We start from the raw sequence: 24,480 nt of genomic DNA, 5'->3' as shown, positions 1-24,480 counted from the left end.
CTATAGGGAGTGTATTCCCTTATTCAGGGGAGTACTTTATCCGGGAGGTCGGCATATGCGGAAAAATTCTAAGGAAACCATCGTTTCAGCGGCTGTTTCACTGTTCAATACAAAGGGGTTTTCCGGAACATCAATCCGGGACATTGCTGCCAAAGCGAATACGAATCCATCGAATATCGGCTATTATTTTGACAACAAGCTTGGCCTTTTGGAGCATTGCCTTACTACGTATTTTGAACTGTACATGGAGCAGATTGAAGAGGCACTTACGATGTTGGAGGAAAGCCCATCAGGCTGTTTAAAAAAAGTGATGAAAAATATCCTCTATTTCCAATGTTCTAATCTCCAAATGTCCAGGTTTATCGTGAGGGAAATGTCGCTTGATTCCCAGACAGTAAGGGAAATCATGTCAACATACTATCAGAAGGAAAAATATTATTTCCAGGAAATCCTTGAATGCGGAATGGAGAAAGGCGAGTTCCGGAAACTTTCAACGGCATATGCCATCATCCAATTGAAAGGACTTCTTTGTATGCCTTTCTTAAACCCCCACTATATTACGGAAGTTCTGCATGTTTTTCCTCATGAACGCTATTTTGCCGAAAAGTATCTGGAACACTTGAATTCCTGGATTGAGGGAGCCATTTTGGACAATAGAATTAGGGCTGCAACAGGAGTTTAAACTAAGCTTGTCGGCTGATTCTCTACCCATGATTAAGCATCCTGTATAAAGAATCTTCCCGATGAAAGAGATGCTTTGAAGTGAAAAGGAAAAAAATCCCTTTGCTCAAGGGTTTTTTTTTTTATCCAAATCAGCGGAATCATTTGCAATTCGCGATTCAATGTAGTTGAATGAACATATCTTTTTGGAATTTAGCAAACCACCACTGTTTTCAGGCGAAAAGGGTTTTTTTTAGAAAAAATCAAATTAATAGTCAAAAATTGTCGTTTACATGGTATCATAGAGGCAATTATATGAATAAAACAGGGCATTTTCTATCATAATCGACATTTAGTCGTCCATATATGAAGCAGGGGGATACTATGGAATTTATTATCGGGATTATTTTCCTGGCAATTGTGCTGTTTATTGCCGGTTATTTTATAAAAAGAAAGCATTTTAAAGAAATAGACAGGCTTGAGGCATGGAAGCTTGATATTATGGACAGGCCGGTTCTGGTTGAAATGTCGCGGGTCAAACAGTTGAATATGACCGGGCAGACGGAGGAACTGTTTGAACGATGGCGCAGCGAATGGGATGAAGTTGTCACGGTCATGCTCCCTCAAGTGGAGGAGATGCTGTTCGATGGTGAAGAATACATAGACAAGTACCGTTTCCGCAAAGCAAGAGAAGTCCAGCGCGGTATTCATGCGAAGCTTGAGGAAACTGAAGAGTTTATACGCCGAATTTTGTCTGAGCTGAATGAATTGGTTGGCAGCGAGGAAAAAAACAGGGTCGAGATTGAAGAACTTCGGGAAATGTACAGGGAATCAAAGAAAACATTGCTTGCCCATAGGCATAGTTTCGGAAGAGCGGAAAAAAGGCTTGAAGAAATTCTTGATGAAGCGGCTTCCAGGTTTAAAGAATTCGAGGAGCGGACCGAGCATGGGAACTACCTCAAGGCGAGGGAGACGGTTCTATTGCTTCGCCAGCAGCTTGAGGACGTACATGGACAGATGGAACGGATTCCAGAGCTTTTGATTGAAAGCCAATCACTTTTGCCGTCTCAAATAGCGGAATTAATCGGAGGCTACAGGGAAATGTCCGCAAAGGGCTATTACCTTGATCATCTAGAATTTGAAGGGGAAGCGGAAAAGCTGGAACGAGAGCTTCACATCTATCTTACCATGATTGAGGACGTCCAAATCGAGAAAGTCGAGCAAGGAATCAAGGGGATCCGGGCCCGGATTGACGTACTCATGGACTTGCTGGAAATGGAAGTCAATGCGAAGCAATTCATTGTGCAAAACCAGGAAACCTCTTTAGATGTTTTGGAAAATGTTTTCGAGACGAACAATAAACTGAAATCTGAAGCCACACATATCCAGGAAACTTACCATTTAACCGATAAAGATCTGGCAGCCCACAGGAAACTTGAGAAGAAATTGTCCGACCTTGCAAAAAGGTTTGAAATTTTAAATGAAAAAATTAAACTGAACGAAACTGCCCAAACGTCCTTAAGCACCGATTTGGAGGAAATCCGGAAAGAGCTGGATGCCCTTCATGAAGATCAAAAGATTTTTTCCCGCAAACTGTCCGACCTTCGCAAAGACGAAATGGAGGCAAGGGAGACAGTCAGGGAGTTATCACACAAGATTGGCGAAACTTCAAGGATGGTTGCAAGGAGCAATATCCCTGGAATGCCTGAAACCTATATGTATTTATTTGAGGATGGAAATGAAAGCATTAAAAACATCCAGATGAAGCTTGAGGAAAAACCTCTGGATATGGATGCTGTTAAGCAGCATCTAGAAATAGCGGAACTAACGATAGAAAAACTTTCGGAAACGACAAAAGAAATTATTGAAAATGTGATCCTCGCAGAGAGGGTCATCCAATATGGCAACAGATACCGAAGCAAATATCCGTCCGTGGCCAGAGGGTTGTCGGAAGCGGAAAAGCTCTTCAGGAACTATGAGTATCAAGCCGCGCTTGAACAGGCGGCAACGTCCATTGAGGAGATTGACCCGGGTGCCATCAAAAAAATTGAAATGCTTATCTCAAATGATTGAGTGATTTAGGACCGTTGTGCGGCATGCCTGCCGGCCGGTCCTTTTTTGTCCAGATTCATCGGCAAGTACTAAGACGATTTCAGTCCCCTCGTTACGTTGAGTCAACATCGATTCGGTTGTTTTTTTCTTATGCGGCTCATGGAGGGGTATGCTTATGGGCATTTAAAGCAAGGCAGTTCATTTTGTTCTCGGTAAAACTATAAAAATCCATTTATAAAACCGGGGTTGGAAGTTCAGGCTATGTAGGATATGCTAAGAAAGGTTTGGCTGGATTATTCCCTTTTCGTGGGATTACATTAAGAGGTACAAAACGAATTTCCGGTAACAGGAAACGGGGGCAAGTTATGATTTATTTTGATAATAGTGCAACAACAAAACCATATAAGGAAGTACTCGAATCGTATATAAAGGTTTCGGAGGATTTTTTTGGAAACCCTTCTTCTCTTCATGGAATCGGCGCGAAAACGGAACGCCTCCTTTCCCAAGCCAGGGCCCAAATCGCCGGATTGCTGGGCGCGGATGCGGATGAGATTATATTTACTTCCGGGGGCACTGAGAGCAATAACCTGGCGATTAAGGGTGCTGCATACGGTTACCGAAATAGGGGCGGCCACTTAATAACATCGGCCGCCGAGCATGCCTCTGTCAGGGAATCAATGCTGCAGCTTGAAAGGAACGGCTTTTCAGTTACCGTTATCGGGTTGGACAATGAGGGGAGAGTAGATCCCGAAGAGATCAGGAAGGCGCTGACTGACGAAACAATCCTAGTGTCGATCATGCATGTAAACAATGAGGTTGGCACCATTCAGCCGATTATCGAAATTGGTGAAATCCTGCGCAGCTTCCCGAAAGCATTATTTCATATAGATGGGGTACAGGGTGCTGGGAAAATTCCCCTCAATTTAAGAAAAGCAGGAGTGGATTTATATTCCTTTTCCGCTCATAAATTCCATGGCCTTAAAGGCAGCGGAGGGCTTTTTGTTAGAAGCGGGATAAAGCTGGAGCCGATTTTGTCGGGAGGCAGCCAAGAACAGGGGCACCGCGGGGGAACAGAAAATCCCGCCGGCGCAGTGGCGATGGCCAAAGCATTAAGGATGTCATTGGATAAGCGCGCGCAAAGGTATGCCGCGCTTGGGGAAATTCGGGAATTCCTTGTGAATGGCCTTGGGGAAATTGAAGGAATTGCAATCAATACTCCACTTGAAGGGGCGGCATCGCATATTATCAATTTCTCGGTGCCCGGCATTAAATCGGAAACCTTTGTCCACGCTTTGGAAGAACAGGATATTTATGTATCTACCACAAGCGCTTGCTCCTCAAAAAAGAAATCGGCAAGCCAAACACTGCTGGCGATGGGAGTGCCAAATGAAGTGGCAGAAAGCGCAATCCGAATAAGTTTATCATTTGAAAATACACGCCAAGAAGCAGAAACAGTCCTTAAAGCAATTGAAAAAACAGTAGCCAGATTAGGAAGGGTTTTGAATTAAATGAACTATGACATGATTTTAATTCGATATGGAGAGATATCCACAAAAGGAAGAAACAGAGGGAAATTTGTCGAAAAGTTAAAAAGGGGAGTAAAGCATGCCCTTTCAGATCACCGGTCTGTGAAAATAGACGCAGGCAGGGATAGAATGAATCTCCTGCTGAATGGTGAAGACAGCGAGCAGATTATCGGCAAATTGAAGAATGTGTTTGGAATCCAGTCCATCAGCCCTGCTATCAAGTCGGAGCGGGAATTGGAATCGATGAAGGCTGCGGCTTTATCACTGATGGAATCGGTCTATGAAGAAGGGAAAACCTTTAAAATTACAGCCAAACGCGCGGATAAAACATTTGAGTTGGATACGGACGGAATCAATCAAATGTTTGGTGCCTTAATGCTAAAAAATTTCCCCGACCTAAAAGTAAACGTGAAAAAGCCGGATATCAACCTTCTGATAGAAGTAAGGAAGGAAGCGGCTTACCTCTCCTGTGTAACTGTACAGGGCGCAGGCGGGCTTCCGCATGGTACAGGTGGAAAAGGCATGCTGATGATATCGGGCGGCATTGACAGCCCGGTTGCAGGTTACATGATGATGAAGCGGGGAGTGGAAATTGAAGCGATTCATTTCCATAGCCCTCCTTTCACAAGCGAACGTGCAAAGCAAAAAGTAATCGACCTTGTTGAAAAACTATCTGGGGTAAGCGGACATATAATCCTCCATCTCGTTCCTTTTACCGAGCTTCAGCAAACGATCAAGAATCAAATTCCTGAAAATTACTCGATGACTGCTACACGGAGATTTATGCTCAAGATTGCCGATGCCATTAGGGAAAAGAATGGCGGCCTTGCGATTATTACTGGAGAAAGCCTAGGACAGGTGGCAAGCCAGACCCTTGAAAGCATGTTTGCTATCAATGAGGTTACGAACACACCTGTATTGAGGCCATTAATTGCAATGGATAAATCTGAAATTATTAAAATTGCCGAAGATTTAGGCACGTATGATATTTCCATCCTTCCATACGAAGATTGCTGCACAATATTTGTCCCATCCTCTCCGAAAACGAAGCCGAAAAAGGACAAGGTTGTACATTACGAGAGCTTTGTGGAATTTGAACCGATTGTTGCCCGTGCCATTGAAGGAACCGAGTCGATAAAAGTGTACCCTGGCTTTGCAGGCAAGAGCGAAGGCTTGGATAATCTATTTTAGGATTACCCAAATTTCTAACATTTTGTGAACAATTACCAGTAAGTGCATTGAATGAAGCCATGTGAGATTACACATTATATACTCACAAGGAGGTGAAATCACATGGCTAACAACAACAGCAACAACCTTCTAGTACCAGGAGCTGAACAAGCTCTTCAACAAATGAAGGTAGAAATTGCACAAGAATTTGGCGTTCACCTTGGTGCAGAAACTACATCTCGCGCTAACGGATCTGTCGGTGGTGAAATCACTAAGCGTCTCGTTTCAATGGCTCAGCAACAAATCGGCGGCGGTTACGCTAGGTAAACCAATTAAATATTATGGCTACAGGGAGCGGGTAAAACCGCTCCTTTTTTTATGGCTTTTCGTTGCTTGAAATGAAGAAACCATTTTCCTCATAGCCAATTCAATCATTTCCTCATCTTTTTACAAGGCATGGACAACTAAAAATTTATAATTATTCAAAAATTTAATATAATGAAAGGGAGAGAATTTTGGGAGGGGATTTCCGATGAACCGCGAAGAACTGATTGCTCCACAGCAGTACAATCTGGTTTCCGAGGTTGAGCGTTTTGCAGGATCCGGCAATAAAGCAGCCCTTATTTGGGAAAGTGAAGCAGGGGAAACACAGAGTGTTACATACAGGGAATTAATTGAAAAGGTGAACAGGGCGGGAAATGCGTTCTTAGAATCCGGACTGTCCAAAGGAGATACAATCCTCGTCGTCATTCCCCGCTTGATTGAGGCGTATATAGTATACCTTGCAGCACTTAAAGCAGGGCTTGCGGTTATTCCCAGTTCGGAAATGCTAAGGGAAAAAGACCTGCAATACCGGCTATCCCATGGTGATGTCAAAGCTGTAGTGAGTTATCATCCATTTACGGGTGAATTTGGGAGCATCCAGAATGCAGGCTTGAAAAAATTCTCGGTAGGCAAACCGGTCGATGGTTGGCTTTTCATGGACAGTGAAATGGAAAAAGCATCGCCTGAAATGGATGCCGCAAAAACTACCCGTGATGATATGGCCTTTTTATCTTATACATCAGGAACAACCGGAAATCCAAAGGGTGTTGTCCATACGCATGGCTGGGCCTTTGCCCATTTAAGAACCGCGGCCCAGCATTGGCTTTGCATAAGGGAAACGGATACTGTATGGGCTACGGCTGGCCCAGGGTGGCAGAAATGGATTTGGAGCCCATTTCTTTCCGTTCTTGGGTCCGGAGCAACCGGTCTTGTGTATAATGGGAAATTCGAGCCAAGGAAATACCTTCAGCTGCTTGAAAAACACAAAGTAAATGTACTCTGCTGCACCCCGACGGAATACCGCCTAATGGCGAAAGCCGACAATCTTTCCGACTATAGCCTTTCTGAGCTGCATAGCGCAGTCTCAGCGGGAGAACCCCTAAACAGGGAAGTTATCGACACTTTCAAAAAATATTTTAATGTCGATGTCCGGGATGGATACGGCCAGACGGAAAATACCCTCCTTGTCGGGATTACAAAGGATATGGAGCTAAGGCCAGGCTCGATGGGCAAGCCCACTCCGGGAAATACGGTTGAAATTATTAACGAAGACGGAAAAATATGCAAACCTGGTGAAATAGGGGATATTGCCGTCCATGTTGAATCACCCGCTCTATTCAAAAGTTACTACAAAGACCCCGAGAGAACGGCAATGCAATTCCGTGGCGAGTATTACATTACGGGGGACAAGGCGAAAAAGGACGAAGAAGGGTACTTTTGGTTTGAAGGGCGCGGCGATGATATCATTATTAGCTCGGGCTACACCATCGGGCCATTTGAAGTCGAAGACGCCCTTGTTAAACATCCGCTTGTCAAAGAGTGTGCGGTGGTGGCTAGCCCTGATGAAATTCGCGGCAATATCGTAAAAGCTTTCGTCGTCCTAAGGGAAGAAGCGGCATTAGATGAGGATGAACTGGTAAAAGAATTGCAAGAGCATGTAAAGTTACTTACTGCTCCATATAAATATCCGCGCAAAATTGAGTTTCTTGAGGAACTTCCGAAAACAACATCCGGTAAAATCCGCCGGATTGAACTCCGGCAAAAGGAATTGGCTTCGGCTGGAAAGAAATAGGTATGCTTGAGAGCAGGCGGACCAAACCGCCTGCTTTACGATTGAAAGAAATGGAGCTGGATATATGGCGACACTTTGGCATGGAGGGCCAATCTATACATTGGCAAGTGAAGGGGAAAAAGTAGAATCTGTCCTTACTGAAAATGGCAGGATTATTGCAACAGGCGAACTTTCTGAGCTTGAAGGCAGCATAAAGGACCGGATCGATAAACGAATCGATTTAAAAGGCTGCACGATGATACCGGGGCTTGTGGATAGCCATATCCATCTGATTGGCCATGGCGAACGGCTTGTCAGGCTGGACCTTTCCGGATACAAAACTAGGGAAGAAGCGCTAAAAGCCGTTCAGGAATACGCATTGGGACTCAAGGAAGGGGAATGGGTCATCGGGGAAGGCTGGAATGAAAATCTTTGGGAAACCCGTGAACCATTGAATAGAAGAGAATTGGATGAAATTGTACGAGACAGGCCGGTCCTCCTAAAACGAATTTGCCGCCATGCCTGTGTGGGAAACACAGTCGCGTTGAATGCCGCTGGGATAGATGAATCAACGGTATCCCCATCAGGCGGGCTGATTGAAAAGGATAATGAAGGCAGGCTAACCGGGGTTTTAAAGGATAGTGCCCAGGAGCTAATTTATTCGATTATGCCTGAGGCTTCGGAATCCTACCTACTTAGATCCATAAAGGCATCCATTCGAAGTCTCTATAGCATGGGGATTACCGGTGTCCACACCGAAGACCTCAATTACTATGGCGGCTTCGGCAAGACATACGGTGTATTCAAACGTGCTATTGAGGAGGAGGGATTGAAGTTCAGGTCCCACCTGCTTGTCCACCATGGAGTGCTGAAAGACTTCATTGCGGGAGGCCATTTTTATTTGGACGGAAATGAATGGATTGAGTTCGGAGCGATGAAAATTTTTTCCGATGGCGCCCTGGGCGGCCGTACCGCACTGTTAAGTCAACCATACTCGGATTCTCCTGATACTTCTGGCGTTGCCATTTTTAGCCGAGAGGAACTTAGCGCACTTGTCGCTGAAGCGAGGAAGCATCATATGCCGGTCGCAATTCATGCGATTGGCGACCTGGCGTTTGAGTACTGCCTTGATGCGCTTGAATCAAATCCATTGAGTGGCCCGGGCAGGGATAGGCTCATACATGCGCAAATCCTCCGGGAAGACCTGATCGAGCGTGCTTTTAAGCTTCCTCTTGTTTTAGACTTACAGCCTGTATTTATGCTTTCTGATTTTCCATGGGTAATCGACAGGATTGGCAATGAGAGGGCCAAGTATGCCTATGCCTGGAAAACCCTCATTGATAAAGGAATACCATGTTCTGGAGGCTCGGATGCGCCAATTGAGTACCCAAATCCATTCCTTGGCATTGCCGCAGCTGTAAACCGGACTGTCGATGGAAATCAATACGGAAACGAAGAAGGACTTTCTGTTTACGAGGCGGTTTGCCTTTATACGAAAGGGAGCGCATATGCAGCGTGCCATGAAAAAGATAGAGGGGTGATCCAGGAGGGAATGCTCGCTGATTTCACCATTTTGGATCGGGATATTTTCACGATTTCCAAGGATGGCCTCCATGAAACAAATGCCGCCATGACGGTGATTGGAGAAGAAATCGTATTTCAACGGGGCTAAAACCGGCATCTTTGAATAAAATTCCCCAAACATGTATAATAGATACTTCGCAAACTGGAAAGAATAGAGGCACGAAAGATATGGGGAATAAAGAAATTAAAAAGGGTGCACTACAGGCAGGGTCTGCGTACTTGATTTGGGGCCTGCTGCCGATTTATTGGAAGCTTCTTGGAAATGTTGATTCGACTGAAATCCTTGCTAACCGGATTTTCTGGTCTTTGGGTTTTATGCTGGCCGTTTTGGCATTTACTAAGAAGCTGCCTTCATTTTTAGACATACTTAAAAAATTCAAGACACAAAGAAAACAGTTGTATGCGCTTTCCATCGCTTCGGTCTTAATCAGTATTAATTGGTTTGTTTATATCTGGGCGGTTAACAACGGGCAAATGATTGAAGCAAGCCTGGGTTATTATATCAATCCCCTTGTGGTTGTGTTGCTCGGGGTGATTGTACTGAAAGAGAAGCTGACGGTCGCGCAGTATGCTTCATTTGGGCTTGCGCTCATTGGTGTGCTGATTATGTCCGTTTCATATGGACGAATTCCATGGGTTGCACTTACTCTTGCATTTTCTTTCGGATTTTATGGTTTGGCCAAAAAGCTGATAAAAGTAGATTCCGCTATTGGGCTGACACTTGAAACAATGGCGGTAACCCCCATTGCGGCAGGGTACATGATTTATCTCCTTGCAAATGGCACATCCGCGTTCCTCCATCATGGAACGGAAACGCATCTACTTCTAGCCTTAGCAGGAGCAGCGACAGCACTGCCGCTGCTGCTCTTTACAGGCGGCGCCCAGAAAATACCGTTATCCATGCTTGGTTTCCTTCAATACATTGCACCTACTTTGTCGCTCATGCTTGGTATCTTCGTTTATGGCGAGCATTTCAGCGGGCTTCAGCTGCTTGCATTTATTTTCATCTGGTCGGCATTGACGCTTTACTCCCTATCAAGGACAAAGCTTGTATCCTCATTTGGAATGAAAATGCGCAAACAATCCTAGAAAAAAGGCATCCGCCAAGAAAGTATGGCGGATGCCTTTCTGCATTTTAGGATGGAAACCTTATAAAAAGGTTCGTTTGACTTTTTCCCAGAAGGAATTGTCCTTTAGCTTGACCGTTTTGATGATTTTGTTGCTTAGCTTGATTTCAACTTTTTCAACATGCTGAATGCTTAATGCCTCATTGTCCATACCCATTGTTGGATAGTCATTCCCGTTTTGGACGACCTTAAGTGTTAAGGTGCGGTCGCCGCTCAGAATGAATGGGGAGCCAAGAGTCCTAAACCTATTGTTATTGACCGACGCCAGTTCGCTTATCTGCATGCACGGCAGGAGAGGGTCGACAATTGCGCCGTTACTCGACTTGTTATAGGCGGTGCTTCCTGTCGGAGTTGAGACAATCATTCCATCTCCCATGAAGGTTTCGAAATGAAGGTCATCGACAAATACATCCAGGACAAATGTTTTAATGATTGCCGACCTTATGCTGAATTCATTCAGGCACTGGAAGGTGGTTTCTCCGTCCACGGTCACGTCAATGGTCGGGTAGCGCCGAACTTCAATTTGCTCGTTTTGCTCGTTTGAAACTGCCTCAATCATTTTGCCAATGTCATCAATGTGGAAATCGCAATACATGCTTAAACTGTCTGAAGTTGTAATGCCTGCATACAGGCAATCATCTCGGAAGCCTGTCTTCCTGACCGCCTGAAGAAAGGTGCCTTCTCCTCCAATGCTTGTAATGATGTTTGCATCCCGGTGGTCTTTGACGAGAGTAAATCCATATTCTTCAGCCAAATCATAAAGCGGGGCAGCCTTTTTTAATAATTCGGCATCTCGCTTGTGATAGAAAAATAAATTTTTCCGGTTAGTCATCCTGTGTCCTCCTCTTTACAGCTAAAAGTTAATTTGTATCCATTATGCCAATCATTTGGTAAACTAGTATTGTTTCTAATCAAGTTTAGCATTTCTTGACACAATTTGAAATAAATCATCGGCAGGAAGCGACGCAAAAGGGGGAATTTTCATGAGCGGGAAACGTTGGGCGGCACTTGGGATTGCGGCCGGCCTGTTTATCATATCGGTTGTGGTGAACTTTTTATCAGCCTTTGCCATAAAGGGAGTCGAAAGTGACTTTGGCGAATTCTTCGCAGCCACGCAAAAAAGCTATGTGGAAGAAGTCGTAGAGGAAGGAAACGAGTTCAAGAAAATAGCCATTCTCGATGTGAACGGAACAATCCAGGATACGGGCGACACCGTTTCGCTTTTTGGAAGCGAGGCATACAACCATAAAACATTTATGGAAAAGCTTGAGGAAGCGGGAGAAGACCCGAATGTTAAAGGAATCATCATCAGGGTCAATTCCCCTGGGGGCGGCGTTGTAGAGAGTGCGGAAATCCATGATAAAATCGTTTCAATCAAGAAGGATACAAAGAAGCCTGTATACATATCAATGGGATCGATGGCCGCCTCAGGCGGTTACTATATTTCCGCTCCCGCGGATAGGATATTTGCCAGCAAGGAAACATTGACCGGTTCCCTTGGAGTCATTATGCAAGGGATGAATTATGAAGGCCTTGCGAAGAAATATGGTGTCGAATTCATGACAATTAAAAGCGGGCCGTATAAAGATATTATGAGTCCTGCAAGGGAAATGACAGAGGAAGAAAAAAAGATTCTCCAGAGCATGATCAATAATTCCTATGAGGGATTTGTAAAAGTCATCTCCGACGGAAGAAAAATGCCTGTTGACCAGGTAAAGAAAATTGCCGACGGCCGGATATATGATGGCCGGCAGGCAAAAGAGCTTGGTTTAATCGACGGCTTCGGATACCTGGATGATGTCATAGATGAATTGAAAAAAGATAAAAACCTAAAAGGCGCCAAGGTTGTCAGGCTCGCGGATGGGGTTGGATTTGGTTCGCTGTTCAGCATGAGGGCTAAAAGCTTTTTGAGTGGCGATGCGGAACTGCAGGGCCTCCTCCAGTTCCTCTCAAAAACCAATTCACCGCGCCTGATGTACTTATATTCTGAATAAGGGGGAAATGAAATGGATCGCGATGAAACTCGGCAGAATTTTGACCCCGAATTAAGTGATGAACATAAGGCCGCCGGTCAGGGATCTAGCGGGGATAATGTTGGAAAAACCAATGAACTCTCTGGAAGTGGAAGTAATGCAGCCGATGCCGAGTCAAAAGCGCTTTTAAACCATGCGAGCGGAAATGTCGGCTACCAAGCCCAAAGGCCGGCTAGTGAGGCCGGTAGGGAAGGAGTAGATAATCCACCACTCCGGTTAGCAGGATTTTGGATGAGGTTTTGGGCCTATTTACTCGATCTGATCGTAATTGGGAGCCTGTTCCGGCTTCTTGCCAAGCCAATAATCCGCTTTTTTGATATTGCTCCATCGGGGAGCATATTTTCAGTAGAAACGATTACTTCCGCTGCCATTTTTTATTTGTATTTTGTCCTAATGACCAAATATTTCCGGCAGACTTTAGGGAAAATGGTGTTTGGGCTTGCTGTTATTGGCGTAAAAGGCGGGAAGCTCAACTGGATGGATATTCTTTTCAGGGAATGGATTGGCAGGTTCATTTCTTCCACTATCGTAATCCTGTATCTGATTCCCGCGTTCCATCCCAAAAAACAGGCCCTTCATGATTTGTTCGCTGATACGGCCGTTATCCACACAAGAAGATAACTATTCACAATATGAAGCCTGCGCAAATTTTTGCGCAGGTTTTTTTGTGTTTTAGGAAACGATAGATTTGAACCCTATTGAAGATAACTGTCATGTTCGGTGCTATTTCAGCAAACGAAAAATCTGCCTTCCCCCGGATAAATACAGATGAAAGGAAGTGGATGAGTTGGCTTGGATTCTTGTGTTTATATTCAGTATAGCTTTAATTGGCATCCTTCTTTTTTTTATGAGAATCACTGTTACCGCCAGCTTAAGGGCCCATGGCAGAAGCAATGAACTGAAAATTGAATGCAAGGCCCTTTTTGGACTCCTTACATACAAAACTGTATTTACGGATGTAGAACTGGCCGAAGACCCTCCAGCCGTTGTCTTTAAACGGAAGAAGGGGGCGGGAGATGAAAAACCGCGGGCAATGCATACCCCAGAGGGGCTGCTTAAGGTACTGAAAGAATGCAAAGGAATGTTGGAAGACATTCTTCAAACCCAAAAGGTTTTAAAGAAATTTCTGGAGGCGATTACGGTCCGGCAATTTGAATGGTCGACTGCCGTTGGCGCTGGGGATGCAGCTCTTACAGGGATTCTCGCGGGGGGAATATGGGCGACAAAAGGCATTATCATTGGATTTTTATCGGAAATAGTCAAATTAAAAGCAAATCCGACTATTAATGTAACTCCCTTTTTTCAATATAGAGTTACCGCAACAATGCTCCAATGTATGTTTACTTTCCGGGCAGGGAAAGCTATCTCAGCAGGAATAAGTCTATATATATATTTGAAAAAGTCCAGGCATAAATTGATGAATGTTGGTTTGCCGGCACCTTTGGAATGAGGAATTTTAGTTTTATTGATAAGGAGGAAGGTACATATGTCTGACCACCCAATCCAGGGCCTGATGACAACGGCGATGGAGAGCCTCAAAGAAATGATTGATGTAAACACGATAATCGGCGATCCGGTAGAAACACCAGATGGAAGTGTCATCCTTACGGTTTCGAAAGTAGGATTTGGCTTTGCCGCCGGAGGGACTGAATTCGGAAGCAGCGGGAGCGGGCAGGATTCGGGAAGCAAGCATCCCTTTGGAGGGGGAAGCGGGGGAGGGGTTTCAATTACTCCGATTGCTTTTTTAATTGTTAATTCCCAGGGAGTAAAAATGCTTCATCTAGATGAAAGCACCCACTTGCTTGAAAGGATCCTTGAAACAGCACCCCAAGCTGTTGATAAAGTACAGCAAATAATCTCCAAACTGGCCCCATCAGGAGGAGGCCAGGATGATAAAAAGAAAAAGGGCAGTAACAAGGATAATGAGAATAACGATGAGAATGGCAAGGATAAAAAAAGGACAGATGGCGGCAAAGAGAAAGGTAAATCGGATGACACCGATTTTGATATTTGATTATTAGTTAATGGAAAAAGGACAAGCGCTTCCCTGCTTGTCCTTCTGCATTATTTAAATACATACTGCCCATCGCCAATTTTAAGAGTGGTTCCTATTAAATTCGGGCTGCTCGTCCGGAAAATAATACGAGTTAGATTATTTTTATCACCCTTTTCAAATATAAAAGATTGCCCATCAGTTAACAAAATTACTGATCCATCTCCCTGTTGTTCCACAGGTGGGAAACCAAATAATTGCTGCCATTGAGCCGCCGCTTCAATAGGGTCCTGTACCTCAAAAACCGCACTTTCTACTTGTATGCCTCCTGCGCGATGCGGCTGAATTACGCCAACTTCGGTCATTGCCTTCAGGCGATCTGCATCGCTCCCATTCCATTGGATGACAAATGGATAAACAAGGCCATTAAAATTCCCGTTAATCATCAACATTCGCCATTCTATCAGCTGTCCCTGGGCATTAAGGCGTTTCCCATCAACAATGGGTGAAATTGATGCGCCTTTTTCAGTGAGGGAAGCAGCTACCGCCTCTATATCATCGGTACGTAAAGCAATTCGGCCGAAAATTTCACGGGCAGGCAGGAATTTTATAGCATCTTCGACAAGAAGGTTTGGATCTTCGGGGCTTCTCGCATATTCAGGCCTTTCAATACCCAAAAACTCGACGTAAAAAAGGCCAAAATAGCTTAGGGCGTTAAAGGTTCCCCATTTTGCATGAGAGCCGCCCCTGAAAGCTGACAGCCCCAGTTCCTCAAATACCTGGATGCCCTTATCTAAATCGTTAACATAATGGACGACATGGTCCCATTTAAGCTGCGCCATTTTCTCCTCCAAAATTAAATAGTCTTTATCAAAATCATACATGTATTTAACATGAAAGGGGAGGGATTTGTATTTGGCTTTGCCTATAGTGAAATCCTTGCAATGTATATGTTTTGCAAAAGGGTATGTGAAAAGTTATATTTACACTGTACATAGTTGGACAAAGGAGGAAATTGGAAATGGCATCCATTACATTTAAAGGCAACCCGGTAACCTTGCTGGGCAACGAGGTAAAAGTGGGGGAAAAGGCGCCTTCGTTTACGGTCCTTGCAAATGATTTATCTGCAGTTACACTTGAAGATTCAAAAGGAAAGGTAAGGCTGATTTCTGTTGTGCCTTCGCTTGATACAGGGGTATGCGATGCACAGACCCGCCGTTTCAATGAAGAAGCAGCTGGACTCGGCAACGTAACAGTCTTGACCATCAGCGTCGACCTTCCGTTTGCGCAGAAGCGTTGGTGTGGGGCGAATGGCATCGAGAATGTCCAGACACTTTCCGACCATCGCGATTTATCCTTCGGGGAAGCGTTCGGAGTGGCGATCAATGAATTAAGGCTTCTTGCCCGCGCTGTTTTTGTCGTTGATTCAAATGATACAGTAACTTACGCCGAGTATGTAAGTGAAGCAACAAACCACCCGGATTATGAAGCTGCAATCGAAGCTGCCAAAAAAGCGGAATAGGTGAAACTTCCATAATTAAGGAGCCCCGGATGTCCGGGGCTTTGATTTTTTTACGGGAGCAGAAAAGATGATTCCGCTCCCGCTCCATTAAACTTGTAGTGGAATAGGAAAGACGCTAGAATGGGAAAAGAGAATGAACCGACGGAGGCAAGAAGATATATGAAACCATCTCCGGTAGAACAATTGTTTACCGTTTTTAATGAAACCTCTTCCATGCTGCAGGATGAATTAGCCTGTACCTATTTAGAAGCCTTGGCGGAAACAGGGGAAAACCTTTTCCACGGGACCGTTTTACAGGATGAAATCAGTGAACTGACTACAAAACGGCTAAAAAAAAGCTATGAGTCCATCAACCTTCAATCCTTTTCAAGGGAAGACATAAGGAAATCATTCCAGCTAGCCATTTTAAAAGGGATGAAAGAAAACGTCCAGCCGCATCATCAAATGACTCCCGATTCAGTCGGGATGCTTATCGGCTATTTAGTCTTGAAATTCGTCCGTAAGCCATCCTTCCGGCTGCTTGACCCTGCCGTTGGAACAGGCAACTTGCTCGCGACTGTCATCAACCAGCAAATCCAAAAGCAGGTTGAGGCTGTTGGCCTGGAAATTGATGATGTCTTAATTAAGCTTGCCTATGTCAATGCCAACTTGCAGGAACAATCCATCCAGCTTTTCAACCAGGACAGCCTCCAGCAAGTTTTTATTGATCCGGTTGATGCGGTTGTTTCAGATCTGCCTGTTGGCTACTATCCTGATGATATAAGGGCGGCTAATTTTGAACTGGCAGCTTCGGAAGGACATTCCTACTCACATCATCTGTTCATTGAACAAAGCATAAACAACACCAAACCTGGGGGTTACCTCTTTTTTGTTATCCCCAATGGGTTATTCGAAAGTACGGAAGCTTCCAAGCTTCGGGAATTTTTAAAAAAGAATGCCTATATCCAGGGGATTCTCCAATTGCCGCTATCGATGTTTAAATCCAAGCAGGCGGGGAAAAGCATCTTGATCCTGCAAAAGGTTGGCGAAGGAATTAATCCGCCGAAACAAGCTTTACTGGCTGAACTTCCCTCTTTGTCAAACAAGGCGGGTACAGAGAAAGTCCTAGCCCAGATCAATCAATGGATCAGTGAAAACAACTAACTTTAGGAGCAGAAGCAGATCAAGGAGGCTTCTGCTTTTTTAAGTTGGAGATAACTGAATTTAGCAACATTTGTCCTAAAAATGACGATTTGGTGTAAATCCTTGAAAAGTTCATTCAGAAGTAGGTAAACTAAAAGCGAGACATTTACTAGTTGCCTTGTTCAGGCATTAAACCCGGGTTGATGCTGAACGATTCATCCCGGCCCTGGAATTAGAGTCCGGGATTTCTGCAGGGCAATGACTGACATCAAAGGAGAGTTGGAAGTATGCCAAAAATTTTAGCAATCAACGCGGGAAGTTCATCGTTGAAGTTTCAGCTGCTCGATATGCCGGAAGAAAAAGTCGTAACAAAAGGCATTATTGAACGGATTGGCCTTGATAATTCACTTTTCACGATTGAAACCGCAGGGGAAAAGATAAAGGAAACCACTAGCATCCCAGACCATGAAGTGGCTGTTAAACTGTTGCTGGACAAGCTCACTTCAACGGGAGCCATCGCTTCTTTAAATGAAATTTCAGGGGTTGGCCACCGAGTCGTGCACGGCGGGGAGGAATTTAATGATTCAGCCTTCATTGACCAAGACGTGTTGAAGAAAATCGAGGATTTGTCCGAGCTTGCTCCATTGCATAATCCAGCCAACATTACAGGTATCCTTGCGTTTCAGCGAGTCTTGCCGGATGTACCTGCCATAGCCGTTTTTGATACTGCCTTCCACCAAACCATGCCGGAAAGTTCATTTCTGTACAGCCTTCCATATGACTATTACAAAAGATTCGGTATTAGAAAATATGGTTTCCACGGTACATCCCATAAATATGTGTCCCAGAGGGCGGCTGAGCTCCTTGGCCGGCCGGTTGAACAGTTAAGGCTCTTGTCCTGCCATCTGGGGAATGGGGCGAGCATCGCGGCTATTGACGGGGGCAAATCACTGGATACTTCTATGGGCTTTACACCTTTGGCTGGTGTGACAATGGGAACCCGATCAGGAAACATCGATCCAGCTTTGATGCCATTTATTATGGAAAAAACCGGGATGACTGCCGACGAAGTCCTTGACGTCCTAAATAAAAAGAGCGGTATGTTAGGCGTATCTGGCTTTTCAAGCGATCTTCGCGATATTGAAATCGAGGCGGCCGAGGGAAATCCGCGGGCGGAGCTAGCTCTCGAGGTATTCGCCAACAGGATCCATAAGTACATTGGTTCCTATGCGGCACGCATGTCTGGAGTCGATGCGATTATTTTTACCGCCGGCATTGGCGAAAACAGTGAGTCAATTAGGGCAAGGGTCCTTAAAGGGCTTGAATTTATGGGAGTTTATTGGAATCCCGCGTTCAATAAAGTTAGAGGGGAAGAGGCGTTTATTAACTATCCTCATTCTCCTGTAAAAGTAATGGTTATTCCAACGAATGAAGAAGTAATGATTGCCCGTGATGTCATGCGCCTGGGCAATATTCACTAAAACCAGTTGGCGAGCTGTACCTCATAAGAGAGGTGCAGCTTTTTTCTATGGCCGGCTATGTGGCTGCGGGTTTTCTAATCTGAGGAATATCTATGCTATACTGAAGGAAAGTTTTTCGATAGGAGGGCCACCCATGCCGCTGACCGATAGGGAAATGACTGTCCTGGCCGAGATTAAGGACTGGGAAAAAAAGATCCTTGAATACGAACCCAATGACCTTCAGCTAACGTACGAAAAATATTTTGAAACAGGTTTTTCCATGCTCCCGGAAAATGTACGCAGCCAGTTTTTTTCTCTTGTTGATAATTGGCTTTTCCATCTGAACGCGATTATCCAGGGAGCGCAATTCCAGCTTGATGCCAAAGAAAGAATCATTGCCACGGCCAGAGTGTTCAATAGCGGGGTAGAGAGAATTGAAGATCTCAAGGACCTTGATATAGACCAATTGAATTATATTGCCCAGCAACAAATTGCAAGGCATCGGCTCTATTCTTTTGCCCAGGGAGGGATGTCTGGTACTGGCGGTGCTCTTCTCCTTGGAGTAGACATTCCTGCAATGGCGGTGATCAATCTCCGTGCGGTCCAGCTGCTTGCCATGACCTATGGATACGAAGTGAACACCCCGTTTGAGATGATGACGTCATTGAAGGTATTTCATACTTCTACGCTCCCTCCAAGGCTTCAGGGAGAAAGCTGGGAAGAACTGCTGGATGAATTGAAAGGGGAAAGGGACAGGTACTTTTATGAGGGAGATGATCAATTGACCGATTCCTCATGGCTAGAAATGCCGATGAGGCAGCTTCTGAAAGGAGCGGTTATTGCCCTTTTCAGAAAAAAAATGGTCCAGGGCATCCCGCTTGTTAGCATGGCAGTAGGCTCGCTTACAAATTACCAGCTTACAAGAAGGGTTACTGAGTTTTCCCATCATTATTACAGGCTGCGCTATTTGACGGACAAGGAGGAACGTTCATGAGTATCCAGGAACATAAAAAGGAAGCGCCGTCGTCTGTTTCCTGCAAAGTGATTACCGTCAGCGATACACGGGACAAGGAAACTGACAAAAGCGGCCAGCTGATAATCAGCCTTCTTGAATCCAGCGGCCACAGAGTGGCTGGCTATTCAATAGTACAGGATGAAGGAGAGTTGATTAAAGCTGAGGTGCTTAGTGGCTGCGCTGATTCGGGCGTCGATGTGGTCCTGACAAATGGCGGTACAGGCATTGCGGTTCGTGATGTGACAATTGAAACGGTCATGAAGCTGTTTGACAAAGACATAACCGGATTTGGTGAACTTTTCCGAATGCTAAGCTATCAGGAGGATATCGGCTCCGCGGCTATCCTCTCCCGCGCTGCTGCCGGGGTGGTCAATAACCGCGCAGTCTTCTCTATCCCAGGTTCTTCAGGAGCTGTAAAGCTTGCGATGAACAAGCTGATCCTTCCTGAATTAGGCCATGTCGTCAGAGAGCTAAAAAAGGACTTATCCGAATAAAAGGAAGCAAGCTCCCAATTTGGGAGCTTGCTTAATTATGCATCTTTTCCTCTGAAATTGCATCTGATGCCCTGTACCATAGCAACAAATCGTTAATGATTGATGCTAACCCAGCAATTTCGCTGTTTAACTCACAGGATTTCGCAAAGTCGCTCTCATTTGACAGAGCGGCCTGTTTTTCATTAATTGAGTGTTCCAATTCCTTAATCCTGTCGGGTATGGCACCCCGTATTTGCTCCCATGAAAAAAGGATTTTCTCCTGAATTTCCGGGCTATATTCATTAAGGTTTTTCCTTAAATCCGGAACCGGAATACCCAAGCGGCTATCATATGTGAATAATTGTTCCATGCTGTTTCCTCCATTTGCTTAATCAAGTGAATTCTTTTTCAGATCTAACCACAAGGACATCGCAAGGCGCGTGCCGGGCAATGTGCCCGGAAACACTTCCGATTAAAAATCTTTCAACTGTGTTTAGGCCCGTAGCCCCGCAAATTATCAAATCAATGCTGTGTTTTTTCGCGATTTCCTTAGGGATGAGCAGTTTGGGCGATCCGAATTCTACGAGGTAGGCCACATCTTTCAGACCGGAATTTATAGCCTGCCGTTTGTATTTTTCGAGCAAATCAAAGGCATATTCGTCAGCCCGGTCCGCGACAGCCTGGTCATACGCTTCAACTATCGCAAATGCCCTTGTATCAATCACATGGACGAGCAGGAGTGAAGCTTGGTTCGTTGCGGCAATGCCAATTGACTTTTTAAAGGCTAACTCCGCTTCCTTGGAGCCGTCAATTGCCACCATAATCTTTTGATACTTGGTTCCCATTGCCTTACCCTCCTCTTAAAAGGAATTAATCAACTTTTCTGCCCAATCTTCTCTTCTCTAGATTATACATGAAAAATCGAATACATAGAAAATTAGGGTTGTTGGGAATAGTAATTATGATGTTTTGGGCGTGAAGATTAAGATTATACTTGGATGGGAATGGTGAGGCATGCGAGAAGAAAAACAGGAACGGCGGTCCGTTTACACCTACAATGAAAAGGGCACCGAAGAAGTCAGCGCGCAAATTATGAATGCCTATAACAGTGGTGTCATTGGTGAGGAAGAAGCTATGGCTAGAAGGGAAACATATCCTGTGGCGGAAGGGGAAATAGAGTAAAAGGAAGGCTGCCATAAAACCGGCAGCCTTTTCGTATTCACAATTTCCTGTGCATGTCTGGTCTATTTACCCATGAAATTTAAAGAATCGCGGGACAAAAACCCAAGACCCTCCTCAACTGGACGCATATCCTTTATTGTAATTAAAAATATAGGAGGAGGAGTTAGCTTGAACAACGAGTTTCAATTAATGGGTGGGCAGGCTGTTGGCTTTCCCCAACAGGATTTCATTGACCCAAATGACGAGAGGTTTGGCTTTGGTTTTGGCAGGCCATTCGGATTCGGATTTGGCAGGCCTTGGGGCTGGGGAGGCTGGGGATTTGGCGGTCCTTTCGTAGGCGGCCTTCTTGGAGGGCTTGCTGCCGGAGCGTTATTCAGTCCGTTTCTCTACGGAGGGTTTGGATACGGTTATCCTTATTATGGCTATGGTGGTTTCGGATACCCAGGTTTCTGGTAGTAAATACATTGAAGCAGTCGGAGTGCCGGGCTATTCCCAGTGCTCCATTTTCTTTCCGAATCCATAAAAAGTTTCCGTCTAAAGTTTCTTTTGGTAAAATGGAATTGTTTACGTTTTCAAAGTACATATATTGTAGGAGGCATTAGGATGAGGATTGGGGTACCAGCGGAAATAAAAAATAATGAAAACCGTGTGGCTATGACACCTGCCGGCGTGGTAAACCTTGTCAATTTCGGCCACGAGGTTTATATCCAGGCGGGGGCTGGACTGGGCTCTGGCTTCACAGATGAAGATTACAAATCAGCTGGAGCGAGCATTGTAGATACGGCAGGCGAAGCATGGGACAAGGATATGGTCATGAAAGTAAAAGAGCCGCTTCCAGAGGAGTTTAAATACTTCTACGAAGGCTTAATCCTGTTTACCTATCTTCACCTTGCTCCGGAACCTGAACTGACAAAGGCACTTATTGAGAAAAAAGTGATCGGAATCGCTTATGAAACTGTACAGCTCCCGAATGGAGCACTTCCGCTCCTGACACCGATGAGCGAGGTTGCCGGGAGGATGGCTGCGCAAATTGGAGCACAGTTCCTGGAAAAGGTGCATGGTGGTAAAGGAATTCTTCTATCGGGGGTTCCTGGAGTCCAAAGAGGTACAGTTACAATTGTCGGCGGCGGGGTAGCCGGTACCAATGCAGCAAAGATGGCTATTGGACTAGGCGCGAAAGTAACGGTAATCGATTTGAATCCGGACAGGCTTCGCCAACTTGATGATATTTTTGGATCAGACATTACAACCCTAATGTCAAACCCATACAATATCGCGGAAGCAGTACGTGAGTCCGATCTTGTTATCGGTGCTGTTTTGATTCCTGGTGCGAAAGCGCCCAAGCTTGTAACAGAGGAAATGATCCAATCCATGAAACCAGGCAGCGTGGTTGTTGATATTGCGATAGACCAGGGTGGAATTTTTGAAACGACGGACCGAATTACGACTCATGACTATCCTACCTATATCAGGCATGGAGTTGTCCACTATGCTGTTGCCAATATGCCTGGTGCGGTGCCTAGGACTTCCACTATCGCCCTTACGAATGGAACGGTGCCATACGCAGTCCAGATTGCCAACAAAGGCTACAAACAGGCATGCCTGGAAAATGAAGCCCTCCTAAAGGGAATCAATACTCTTGATGGACATGTAACCTACAAAGCTGTTGCCGAAGCGCAGGGACTAGAATTCATCAGCTCAAAGCAATTGCTTGAGCGGGAATAATAAAAAGAAAAGCAGGCGTACCGTCGGGCGGTACCCTGCTTTTTTCGTGCTTTTCATTCGGTTAAGCATTTTTAAAAGTGATTTTATTTAATGATTTGCAGATCTTTCGGGTATTTCGTGAGGATTTCAAGGCCGGATGCCGTAACATGGACATCGTCTTCAATCCTTACTCCTGCAACTTCGGGAACATAAATACCGGGTTCGATTGTGAAAACCATTCCTTCTTCAAGCTGTAACGGGTTCGTTTCGGTCACAGATGGATATTCGTGGATGTTAATTCCCAAACCGTGGCCGAGGCGGTGCGGGAAGTATTCACCGTAACCTGCAGAAGAAATCACATTTCGTGCAGCTTTGTCTACAGCGGAACAAGGCGTTCCCGGCTTCCCAGCTTCAATAGCGGCCAGCTGTGCTTTAAGGACAGTATCATAAATTTCTTTTTGCTTGTCGCTAATATCTCCATAAGCAAGCGTGCGGGTGATATCGGAGCAATACCTGTCAACGACTACCCCAAGGTCAAACAGGACAAAATCGCCCTTTTTAATCTTGGTCTGCCCCGGATTTCCATGGGGGGAAGCCGCGTTTTTCCCAGCTAGAACCATCGTGCTAAAGGACATTTGGCTGACGCCTTTTTTCTTCAGCTCGAATTCAATCGCCGCGAGAACTTCAAGCTCGGTTTTCCCTTCCCTGATCTCGCTTGCTCCGACCTCAATCGCATAGTCCGCGAGTGATGCAGCTTCGCGCAGGGCCTTGAGTTCACGGGCGTCTTTTACAAGCCTTAATGCCCGCATTTTTTCCTCAGCGGCTACAAACTGATTCGACCCAGGGAAAAGCTTCATAAGTTCTTCATAGCGTTCTACATTTAAATGTTCTTTTTCGATTGCGACTTTTGACGCTGCATTAGGAAGCCGTTTTGAAACCGATTTATGTACCATTTCCCAAGGATTTTCGGTATCTGTGAATCCGATGATTTCATTACTCCAACCTGCATTCACAGCATCATTTTTTTCCATTGCCGGCAAGACAAGAAATGGCTCCTCGTTCTGAAAAACGGCAAGCCCCAACAAGCGCTCATGCGGGTCTGTAAAATATCCGCTTAAATAGAAGACGTTATCTGGAGATGTTAAAAAACAAACGTCTATTTCTTGATCCTTCATCCAGGCTGATAGTTTTTGCAGTCTCTCGTTCATAGTAATCCCCCTGTCTAATTGTATGGAAACAGTCTTATTCTGACTTACTCCACGGGGCGAGTCCCGTGGGTTCTCACATATAGTTTCTCGCAAGCGTACATGGAGTCAAGCTCCCATCGGCGTTACGCACTAGCTATAGGGGTGAGAACCAACAAACAAGCAGTCCGTTGACCACATTGGCGTTTGTTTTCTTTTCTTTCGAAAATGGAGGCTAAGTCATACCCCCAGCTTTGTTTTAAGATATCATAATGCCGCTATTTAATACAATTGTACGGTTGTTTATTATTTGTTGAATACATCGGTCATGTAATAGTTGAAAGTTTTCAAATTCAATTTGACACCGTTCTGGGTCGGGCTTTTGTCCTTCATCGTCTGAACAATAGAGTAAAAATGATGAATATAAACATACTCCTTTCTATAAAGTTTTGGTCTTTTGCTCCTGTACCGTTTCAACATTGCTTCACTTACCCTGCCAAATGTACTCACAAAATATCCCTTGCTCCATAAAACACCACAACGAGAATAAAATTTCCTTAAAATTTGGAAATTGCTAT

General features: G+C 44.9%; 25 protein-coding genes. 20 read left to right on the top strand and 5 right to left on the bottom strand.

Annotated elements, in window-relative coordinates; translation table 11 throughout:
- Positions 1–55 precede the first annotated feature (55 nt).
- The 8 genes from refZ to rarD all read left to right on the top strand — a co-directional run bounded on the left by refZ (position 56) and on the right by rarD (position 10,176).
- Positions 56–682 (top strand): forespore capture DNA-binding protein RefZ, encoded by a 627-nt coding sequence (refZ, locus tag AR337_RS07685; protein WP_059171413.1) that lies wholly within the window; start codon positions 56–58, stop codon positions 680–682.
- Positions 683–1,044: 362 nt separating this feature from the next.
- On the top strand, positions 1,045–2,733 hold the full coding sequence (ezrA, locus tag AR337_RS07680) for a septation ring formation regulator EzrA (RefSeq protein ID WP_059171412.1): 1,689 nt from the start codon (positions 1,045–1,047) through the stop codon (positions 2,731–2,733).
- A gap of 344 nt (positions 2,734–3,077) precedes the next feature.
- On the top strand, positions 3,078–4,220 hold the full coding sequence (locus tag AR337_RS07675) for a cysteine desulfurase family protein (RefSeq protein ID WP_059171411.1): 1,143 nt from the start codon (positions 3,078–3,080) through the stop codon (positions 4,218–4,220).
- Entirely contained in the window at positions 4,221–5,429 is a 1,209-nt protein-coding gene (thiI, locus tag AR337_RS07670; protein ID WP_059171410.1) for a tRNA uracil 4-sulfurtransferase ThiI, read from the top strand.
- A 102-nt stretch (positions 5,430–5,531) separates the two neighbouring features.
- Positions 5,532–5,735, top strand: coding sequence for an alpha/beta-type small acid-soluble spore protein (locus AR337_RS07665; RefSeq protein ID WP_059171409.1), 204 nt, complete (start codon positions 5,532–5,534; stop codon positions 5,733–5,735).
- Positions 5,736–5,940: 205 nt separating this feature from the next.
- Positions 5,941–7,524 (top strand): acyl-CoA synthetase, encoded by a 1,584-nt coding sequence (locus tag AR337_RS07660; RefSeq protein WP_059171408.1) that lies wholly within the window; start codon positions 5,941–5,943, stop codon positions 7,522–7,524.
- Between the two features lie 64 nt (positions 7,525–7,588).
- Positions 7,589–9,175: an amidohydrolase gene (locus tag AR337_RS07655; RefSeq protein ID WP_059171407.1), complete on the top strand. Its 1,587-nt coding sequence runs from the start codon at positions 7,589–7,591 to the stop codon at positions 9,173–9,175.
- A gap of 80 nt (positions 9,176–9,255) precedes the next feature.
- On the top strand, positions 9,256–10,176 hold the full coding sequence (gene rarD, locus AR337_RS07650; RefSeq protein ID WP_059171406.1) for an EamA family transporter RarD: 921 nt from the start codon (positions 9,256–9,258) through the stop codon (positions 10,174–10,176).
- A gap of 60 nt (positions 10,177–10,236) precedes the next feature.
- Here the strand turns inward: rarD and AR337_RS07645 are convergent, their stop codons facing one another.
- Complete coding sequence (locus AR337_RS07645; protein ID WP_059171405.1) at positions 10,237–11,046, bottom strand: NAD kinase; 810 nt, start codon at positions 11,044–11,046, stop codon at positions 10,237–10,239.
- A 151-nt stretch (positions 11,047–11,197) separates the two neighbouring features.
- Between AR337_RS07645 and sppA the strand changes: the two genes are divergently transcribed.
- The 4 genes from sppA to ytfJ all read left to right on the top strand — a co-directional run bounded on the left by sppA (position 11,198) and on the right by ytfJ (position 14,261).
- Positions 11,198–12,208, top strand: a complete 1,011-nt coding sequence (sppA, locus tag AR337_RS07640; RefSeq protein WP_059171404.1) for a signal peptide peptidase SppA — start codon at positions 11,198–11,200, stop codon at positions 12,206–12,208.
- 12 nt (positions 12,209–12,220) lie between these two features.
- The gene (locus tag AR337_RS24035; protein ID WP_082686894.1) at positions 12,221–12,868 is read left to right on the top strand and encodes an RDD family protein; all 648 of its coding nucleotides are present in this window, start codon (positions 12,221–12,223) and stop codon (positions 12,866–12,868) included.
- 166 nt (positions 12,869–13,034) lie between these two features.
- Positions 13,035–13,697 carry a DUF2953 domain-containing protein gene (locus AR337_RS07630; RefSeq protein WP_059171403.1) on the top strand — a complete coding sequence of 221 codons (663 nt, stop codon included), beginning with the start codon at positions 13,035–13,037 and terminating at the stop codon, positions 13,695–13,697.
- Positions 13,698–13,733: 36 nt separating this feature from the next.
- Complete coding sequence (ytfJ, locus tag AR337_RS07625; RefSeq protein ID WP_082686893.1) at positions 13,734–14,261, top strand: GerW family sporulation protein; 528 nt, start codon at positions 13,734–13,736, stop codon at positions 14,259–14,261.
- 50 nt (positions 14,262–14,311) lie between these two features.
- Here ytfJ and AR337_RS07620 read toward each other — a convergent pair whose 3' ends face one another.
- Complete coding sequence (locus AR337_RS07620) at positions 14,312–15,082, bottom strand: VOC family protein (RefSeq protein WP_059171402.1); 771 nt, start codon at positions 15,080–15,082, stop codon at positions 14,312–14,314.
- Between the two features lie 179 nt (positions 15,083–15,261).
- Between AR337_RS07620 and tpx the strand changes: the two genes are divergently transcribed.
- From tpx to AR337_RS07595, 5 genes are all read left to right on the top strand, one after another.
- Entirely contained in the window at positions 15,262–15,762 is a 501-nt protein-coding gene (tpx, locus tag AR337_RS07615) for a thiol peroxidase (RefSeq protein ID WP_059171401.1), read from the top strand.
- Between the two features lie 159 nt (positions 15,763–15,921).
- Positions 15,922–16,905, top strand: coding sequence for a class I SAM-dependent methyltransferase (locus tag AR337_RS07610; protein ID WP_059171594.1), 984 nt, complete (start codon positions 15,922–15,924; stop codon positions 16,903–16,905).
- Between the two features lie 266 nt (positions 16,906–17,171).
- Positions 17,172–18,365, top strand: coding sequence for an acetate kinase (locus AR337_RS07605; protein WP_059171400.1), 1,194 nt, complete (start codon positions 17,172–17,174; stop codon positions 18,363–18,365).
- Positions 18,366–18,498: 133 nt separating this feature from the next.
- The gene (locus AR337_RS07600; protein ID WP_059171399.1) at positions 18,499–19,338 is read left to right on the top strand and encodes an EcsC family protein; all 840 of its coding nucleotides are present in this window, start codon (positions 18,499–18,501) and stop codon (positions 19,336–19,338) included.
- Positions 19,335–19,853 carry a molybdenum cofactor biosynthesis protein B gene (locus AR337_RS07595; RefSeq protein ID WP_059171398.1) on the top strand — a complete coding sequence of 173 codons (519 nt, stop codon included), beginning with the start codon at positions 19,335–19,337 and terminating at the stop codon, positions 19,851–19,853. Before AR337_RS07600 ends, AR337_RS07595 begins: the two co-directional genes overlap by 4 nt.
- 31 nt (positions 19,854–19,884) lie before the next feature.
- Here AR337_RS07595 and AR337_RS07590 read toward each other — a convergent pair whose 3' ends face one another.
- Both AR337_RS07590 and AR337_RS07585 read right to left on the bottom strand, forming a co-directional pair.
- Positions 19,885–20,202, bottom strand: coding sequence for a hypothetical protein (locus AR337_RS07590; protein WP_059171397.1), 318 nt, complete (start codon positions 20,200–20,202; stop codon positions 19,885–19,887).
- A gap of 22 nt (positions 20,203–20,224) precedes the next feature.
- Positions 20,225–20,677, bottom strand: a complete 453-nt coding sequence (locus tag AR337_RS07585; protein WP_059171396.1) for a universal stress protein — start codon at positions 20,675–20,677, stop codon at positions 20,225–20,227.
- 169 nt (positions 20,678–20,846) lie between these two features.
- Between AR337_RS07585 and AR337_RS23475 the strand changes: the two genes are divergently transcribed.
- The 3 genes from AR337_RS23475 to ald all read left to right on the top strand — a co-directional run bounded on the left by AR337_RS23475 (position 20,847) and on the right by ald (position 22,739).
- Complete coding sequence (locus AR337_RS23475) at positions 20,847–21,014, top strand: hypothetical protein (protein WP_172797520.1); 168 nt, start codon at positions 20,847–20,849, stop codon at positions 21,012–21,014.
- Positions 21,015–21,203: 189 nt separating this feature from the next.
- Positions 21,204–21,470 carry a hypothetical protein gene (locus tag AR337_RS07580; protein ID WP_082686907.1) on the top strand — a complete coding sequence of 89 codons (267 nt, stop codon included), beginning with the start codon at positions 21,204–21,206 and terminating at the stop codon, positions 21,468–21,470.
- A gap of 147 nt (positions 21,471–21,617) precedes the next feature.
- A complete protein-coding gene (ald, locus tag AR337_RS07575) occupies positions 21,618–22,739 on the top strand; it encodes an alanine dehydrogenase (RefSeq protein WP_059171395.1) in 1,122 nt (373 codons plus the stop codon).
- A gap of 83 nt (positions 22,740–22,822) precedes the next feature.
- On the opposite strand, the gene AR337_RS07570 is transcribed toward ald, so the two are convergent.
- Complete coding sequence (locus tag AR337_RS07570) at positions 22,823–23,926, bottom strand: Xaa-Pro peptidase family protein (protein WP_059171394.1); 1,104 nt, start codon at positions 23,924–23,926, stop codon at positions 22,823–22,825.
- Between the last annotated feature and the right edge of the window lie 554 nt (positions 23,927–24,480).

This window comes from Bacillus sp. FJAT-27445, from assembly GCF_001510665.1.
Classification (GTDB): Bacteria; Bacillota; Bacilli; order Bacillales; family Cytobacillaceae; genus Bacillus_D.
This window is presented reverse-complemented; position numbering and strand designations above follow the sequence as displayed.

What these genes read in the sequence shown, in the direction of transcription:
- AR337_RS07610 (WP_059171594.1), top strand. Translation starts at nt 15,922, where the DNA reads ATGAAACCATCTCCGGTAGAACAATTGTTTACCGTTTTTAATGAAACC.
- AR337_RS07570 (WP_059171394.1), bottom strand. Translation starts at nt 23,926, where the DNA reads ATGAACGAGAGACTGCAAAAACTATCAGCCTGGATGAAGGATCAAGAA.
- AR337_RS07605 (WP_059171400.1), top strand. Translation starts at nt 17,172, where the DNA reads ATGCCAAAAATTTTAGCAATCAACGCGGGAAGTTCATCGTTGAAGTTT.
- AR337_RS07600 (WP_059171399.1), top strand. Translation starts at nt 18,499, where the DNA reads ATGCCGCTGACCGATAGGGAAATGACTGTCCTGGCCGAGATTAAGGAC.
- refZ (WP_059171413.1), top strand. Translation starts at nt 56, where the DNA reads ATGCGGAAAAATTCTAAGGAAACCATCGTTTCAGCGGCTGTTTCACTG.
- AR337_RS07585 (WP_059171396.1), bottom strand. Translation starts at nt 20,677, where the DNA reads ATGGGAACCAAGTATCAAAAGATTATGGTGGCAATTGACGGCTCCAAG.
- AR337_RS23475 (WP_172797520.1), top strand. Translation starts at nt 20,847, where the DNA reads ATGCGAGAAGAAAAACAGGAACGGCGGTCCGTTTACACCTACAATGAA.
- AR337_RS07660 (WP_059171408.1), top strand. Translation starts at nt 5,941, where the DNA reads ATGAACCGCGAAGAACTGATTGCTCCACAGCAGTACAATCTGGTTTCC.
- ytfJ (WP_082686893.1), top strand. Translation starts at nt 13,734, where the DNA reads ATGTCTGACCACCCAATCCAGGGCCTGATGACAACGGCGATGGAGAGC.
- ezrA (WP_059171412.1), top strand. Translation starts at nt 1,045, where the DNA reads ATGGAATTTATTATCGGGATTATTTTCCTGGCAATTGTGCTGTTTATT.
- rarD (WP_059171406.1), top strand. Translation starts at nt 9,256, where the DNA reads ATGGGGAATAAAGAAATTAAAAAGGGTGCACTACAGGCAGGGTCTGCG.
- AR337_RS07665 (WP_059171409.1), top strand. Translation starts at nt 5,532, where the DNA reads ATGGCTAACAACAACAGCAACAACCTTCTAGTACCAGGAGCTGAACAA.
- AR337_RS24035 (WP_082686894.1), top strand. Translation starts at nt 12,221, where the DNA reads ATGGATCGCGATGAAACTCGGCAGAATTTTGACCCCGAATTAAGTGAT.
- AR337_RS07590 (WP_059171397.1), bottom strand. Translation starts at nt 20,202, where the DNA reads ATGGAACAATTATTCACATATGATAGCCGCTTGGGTATTCCGGTTCCG.
- sppA (WP_059171404.1), top strand. Translation starts at nt 11,198, where the DNA reads ATGAGCGGGAAACGTTGGGCGGCACTTGGGATTGCGGCCGGCCTGTTT.
- tpx (WP_059171401.1), top strand. Translation starts at nt 15,262, where the DNA reads ATGGCATCCATTACATTTAAAGGCAACCCGGTAACCTTGCTGGGCAAC.
- thiI (WP_059171410.1), top strand. Translation starts at nt 4,221, where the DNA reads ATGAACTATGACATGATTTTAATTCGATATGGAGAGATATCCACAAAA.
- AR337_RS07620 (WP_059171402.1), bottom strand. Translation starts at nt 15,082, where the DNA reads ATGGCGCAGCTTAAATGGGACCATGTCGTCCATTATGTTAACGATTTA.
- AR337_RS07595 (WP_059171398.1), top strand. Translation starts at nt 19,335, where the DNA reads ATGAGTATCCAGGAACATAAAAAGGAAGCGCCGTCGTCTGTTTCCTGC.
- AR337_RS07645 (WP_059171405.1), bottom strand. Translation starts at nt 11,046, where the DNA reads ATGACTAACCGGAAAAATTTATTTTTCTATCACAAGCGAGATGCCGAA.
- AR337_RS07655 (WP_059171407.1), top strand. Translation starts at nt 7,589, where the DNA reads ATGGCGACACTTTGGCATGGAGGGCCAATCTATACATTGGCAAGTGAA.
- AR337_RS07675 (WP_059171411.1), top strand. Translation starts at nt 3,078, where the DNA reads ATGATTTATTTTGATAATAGTGCAACAACAAAACCATATAAGGAAGTA.
- AR337_RS07580 (WP_082686907.1), top strand. Translation starts at nt 21,204, where the DNA reads ATGGGTGGGCAGGCTGTTGGCTTTCCCCAACAGGATTTCATTGACCCA.
- ald (WP_059171395.1), top strand. Translation starts at nt 21,618, where the DNA reads ATGAGGATTGGGGTACCAGCGGAAATAAAAAATAATGAAAACCGTGTG.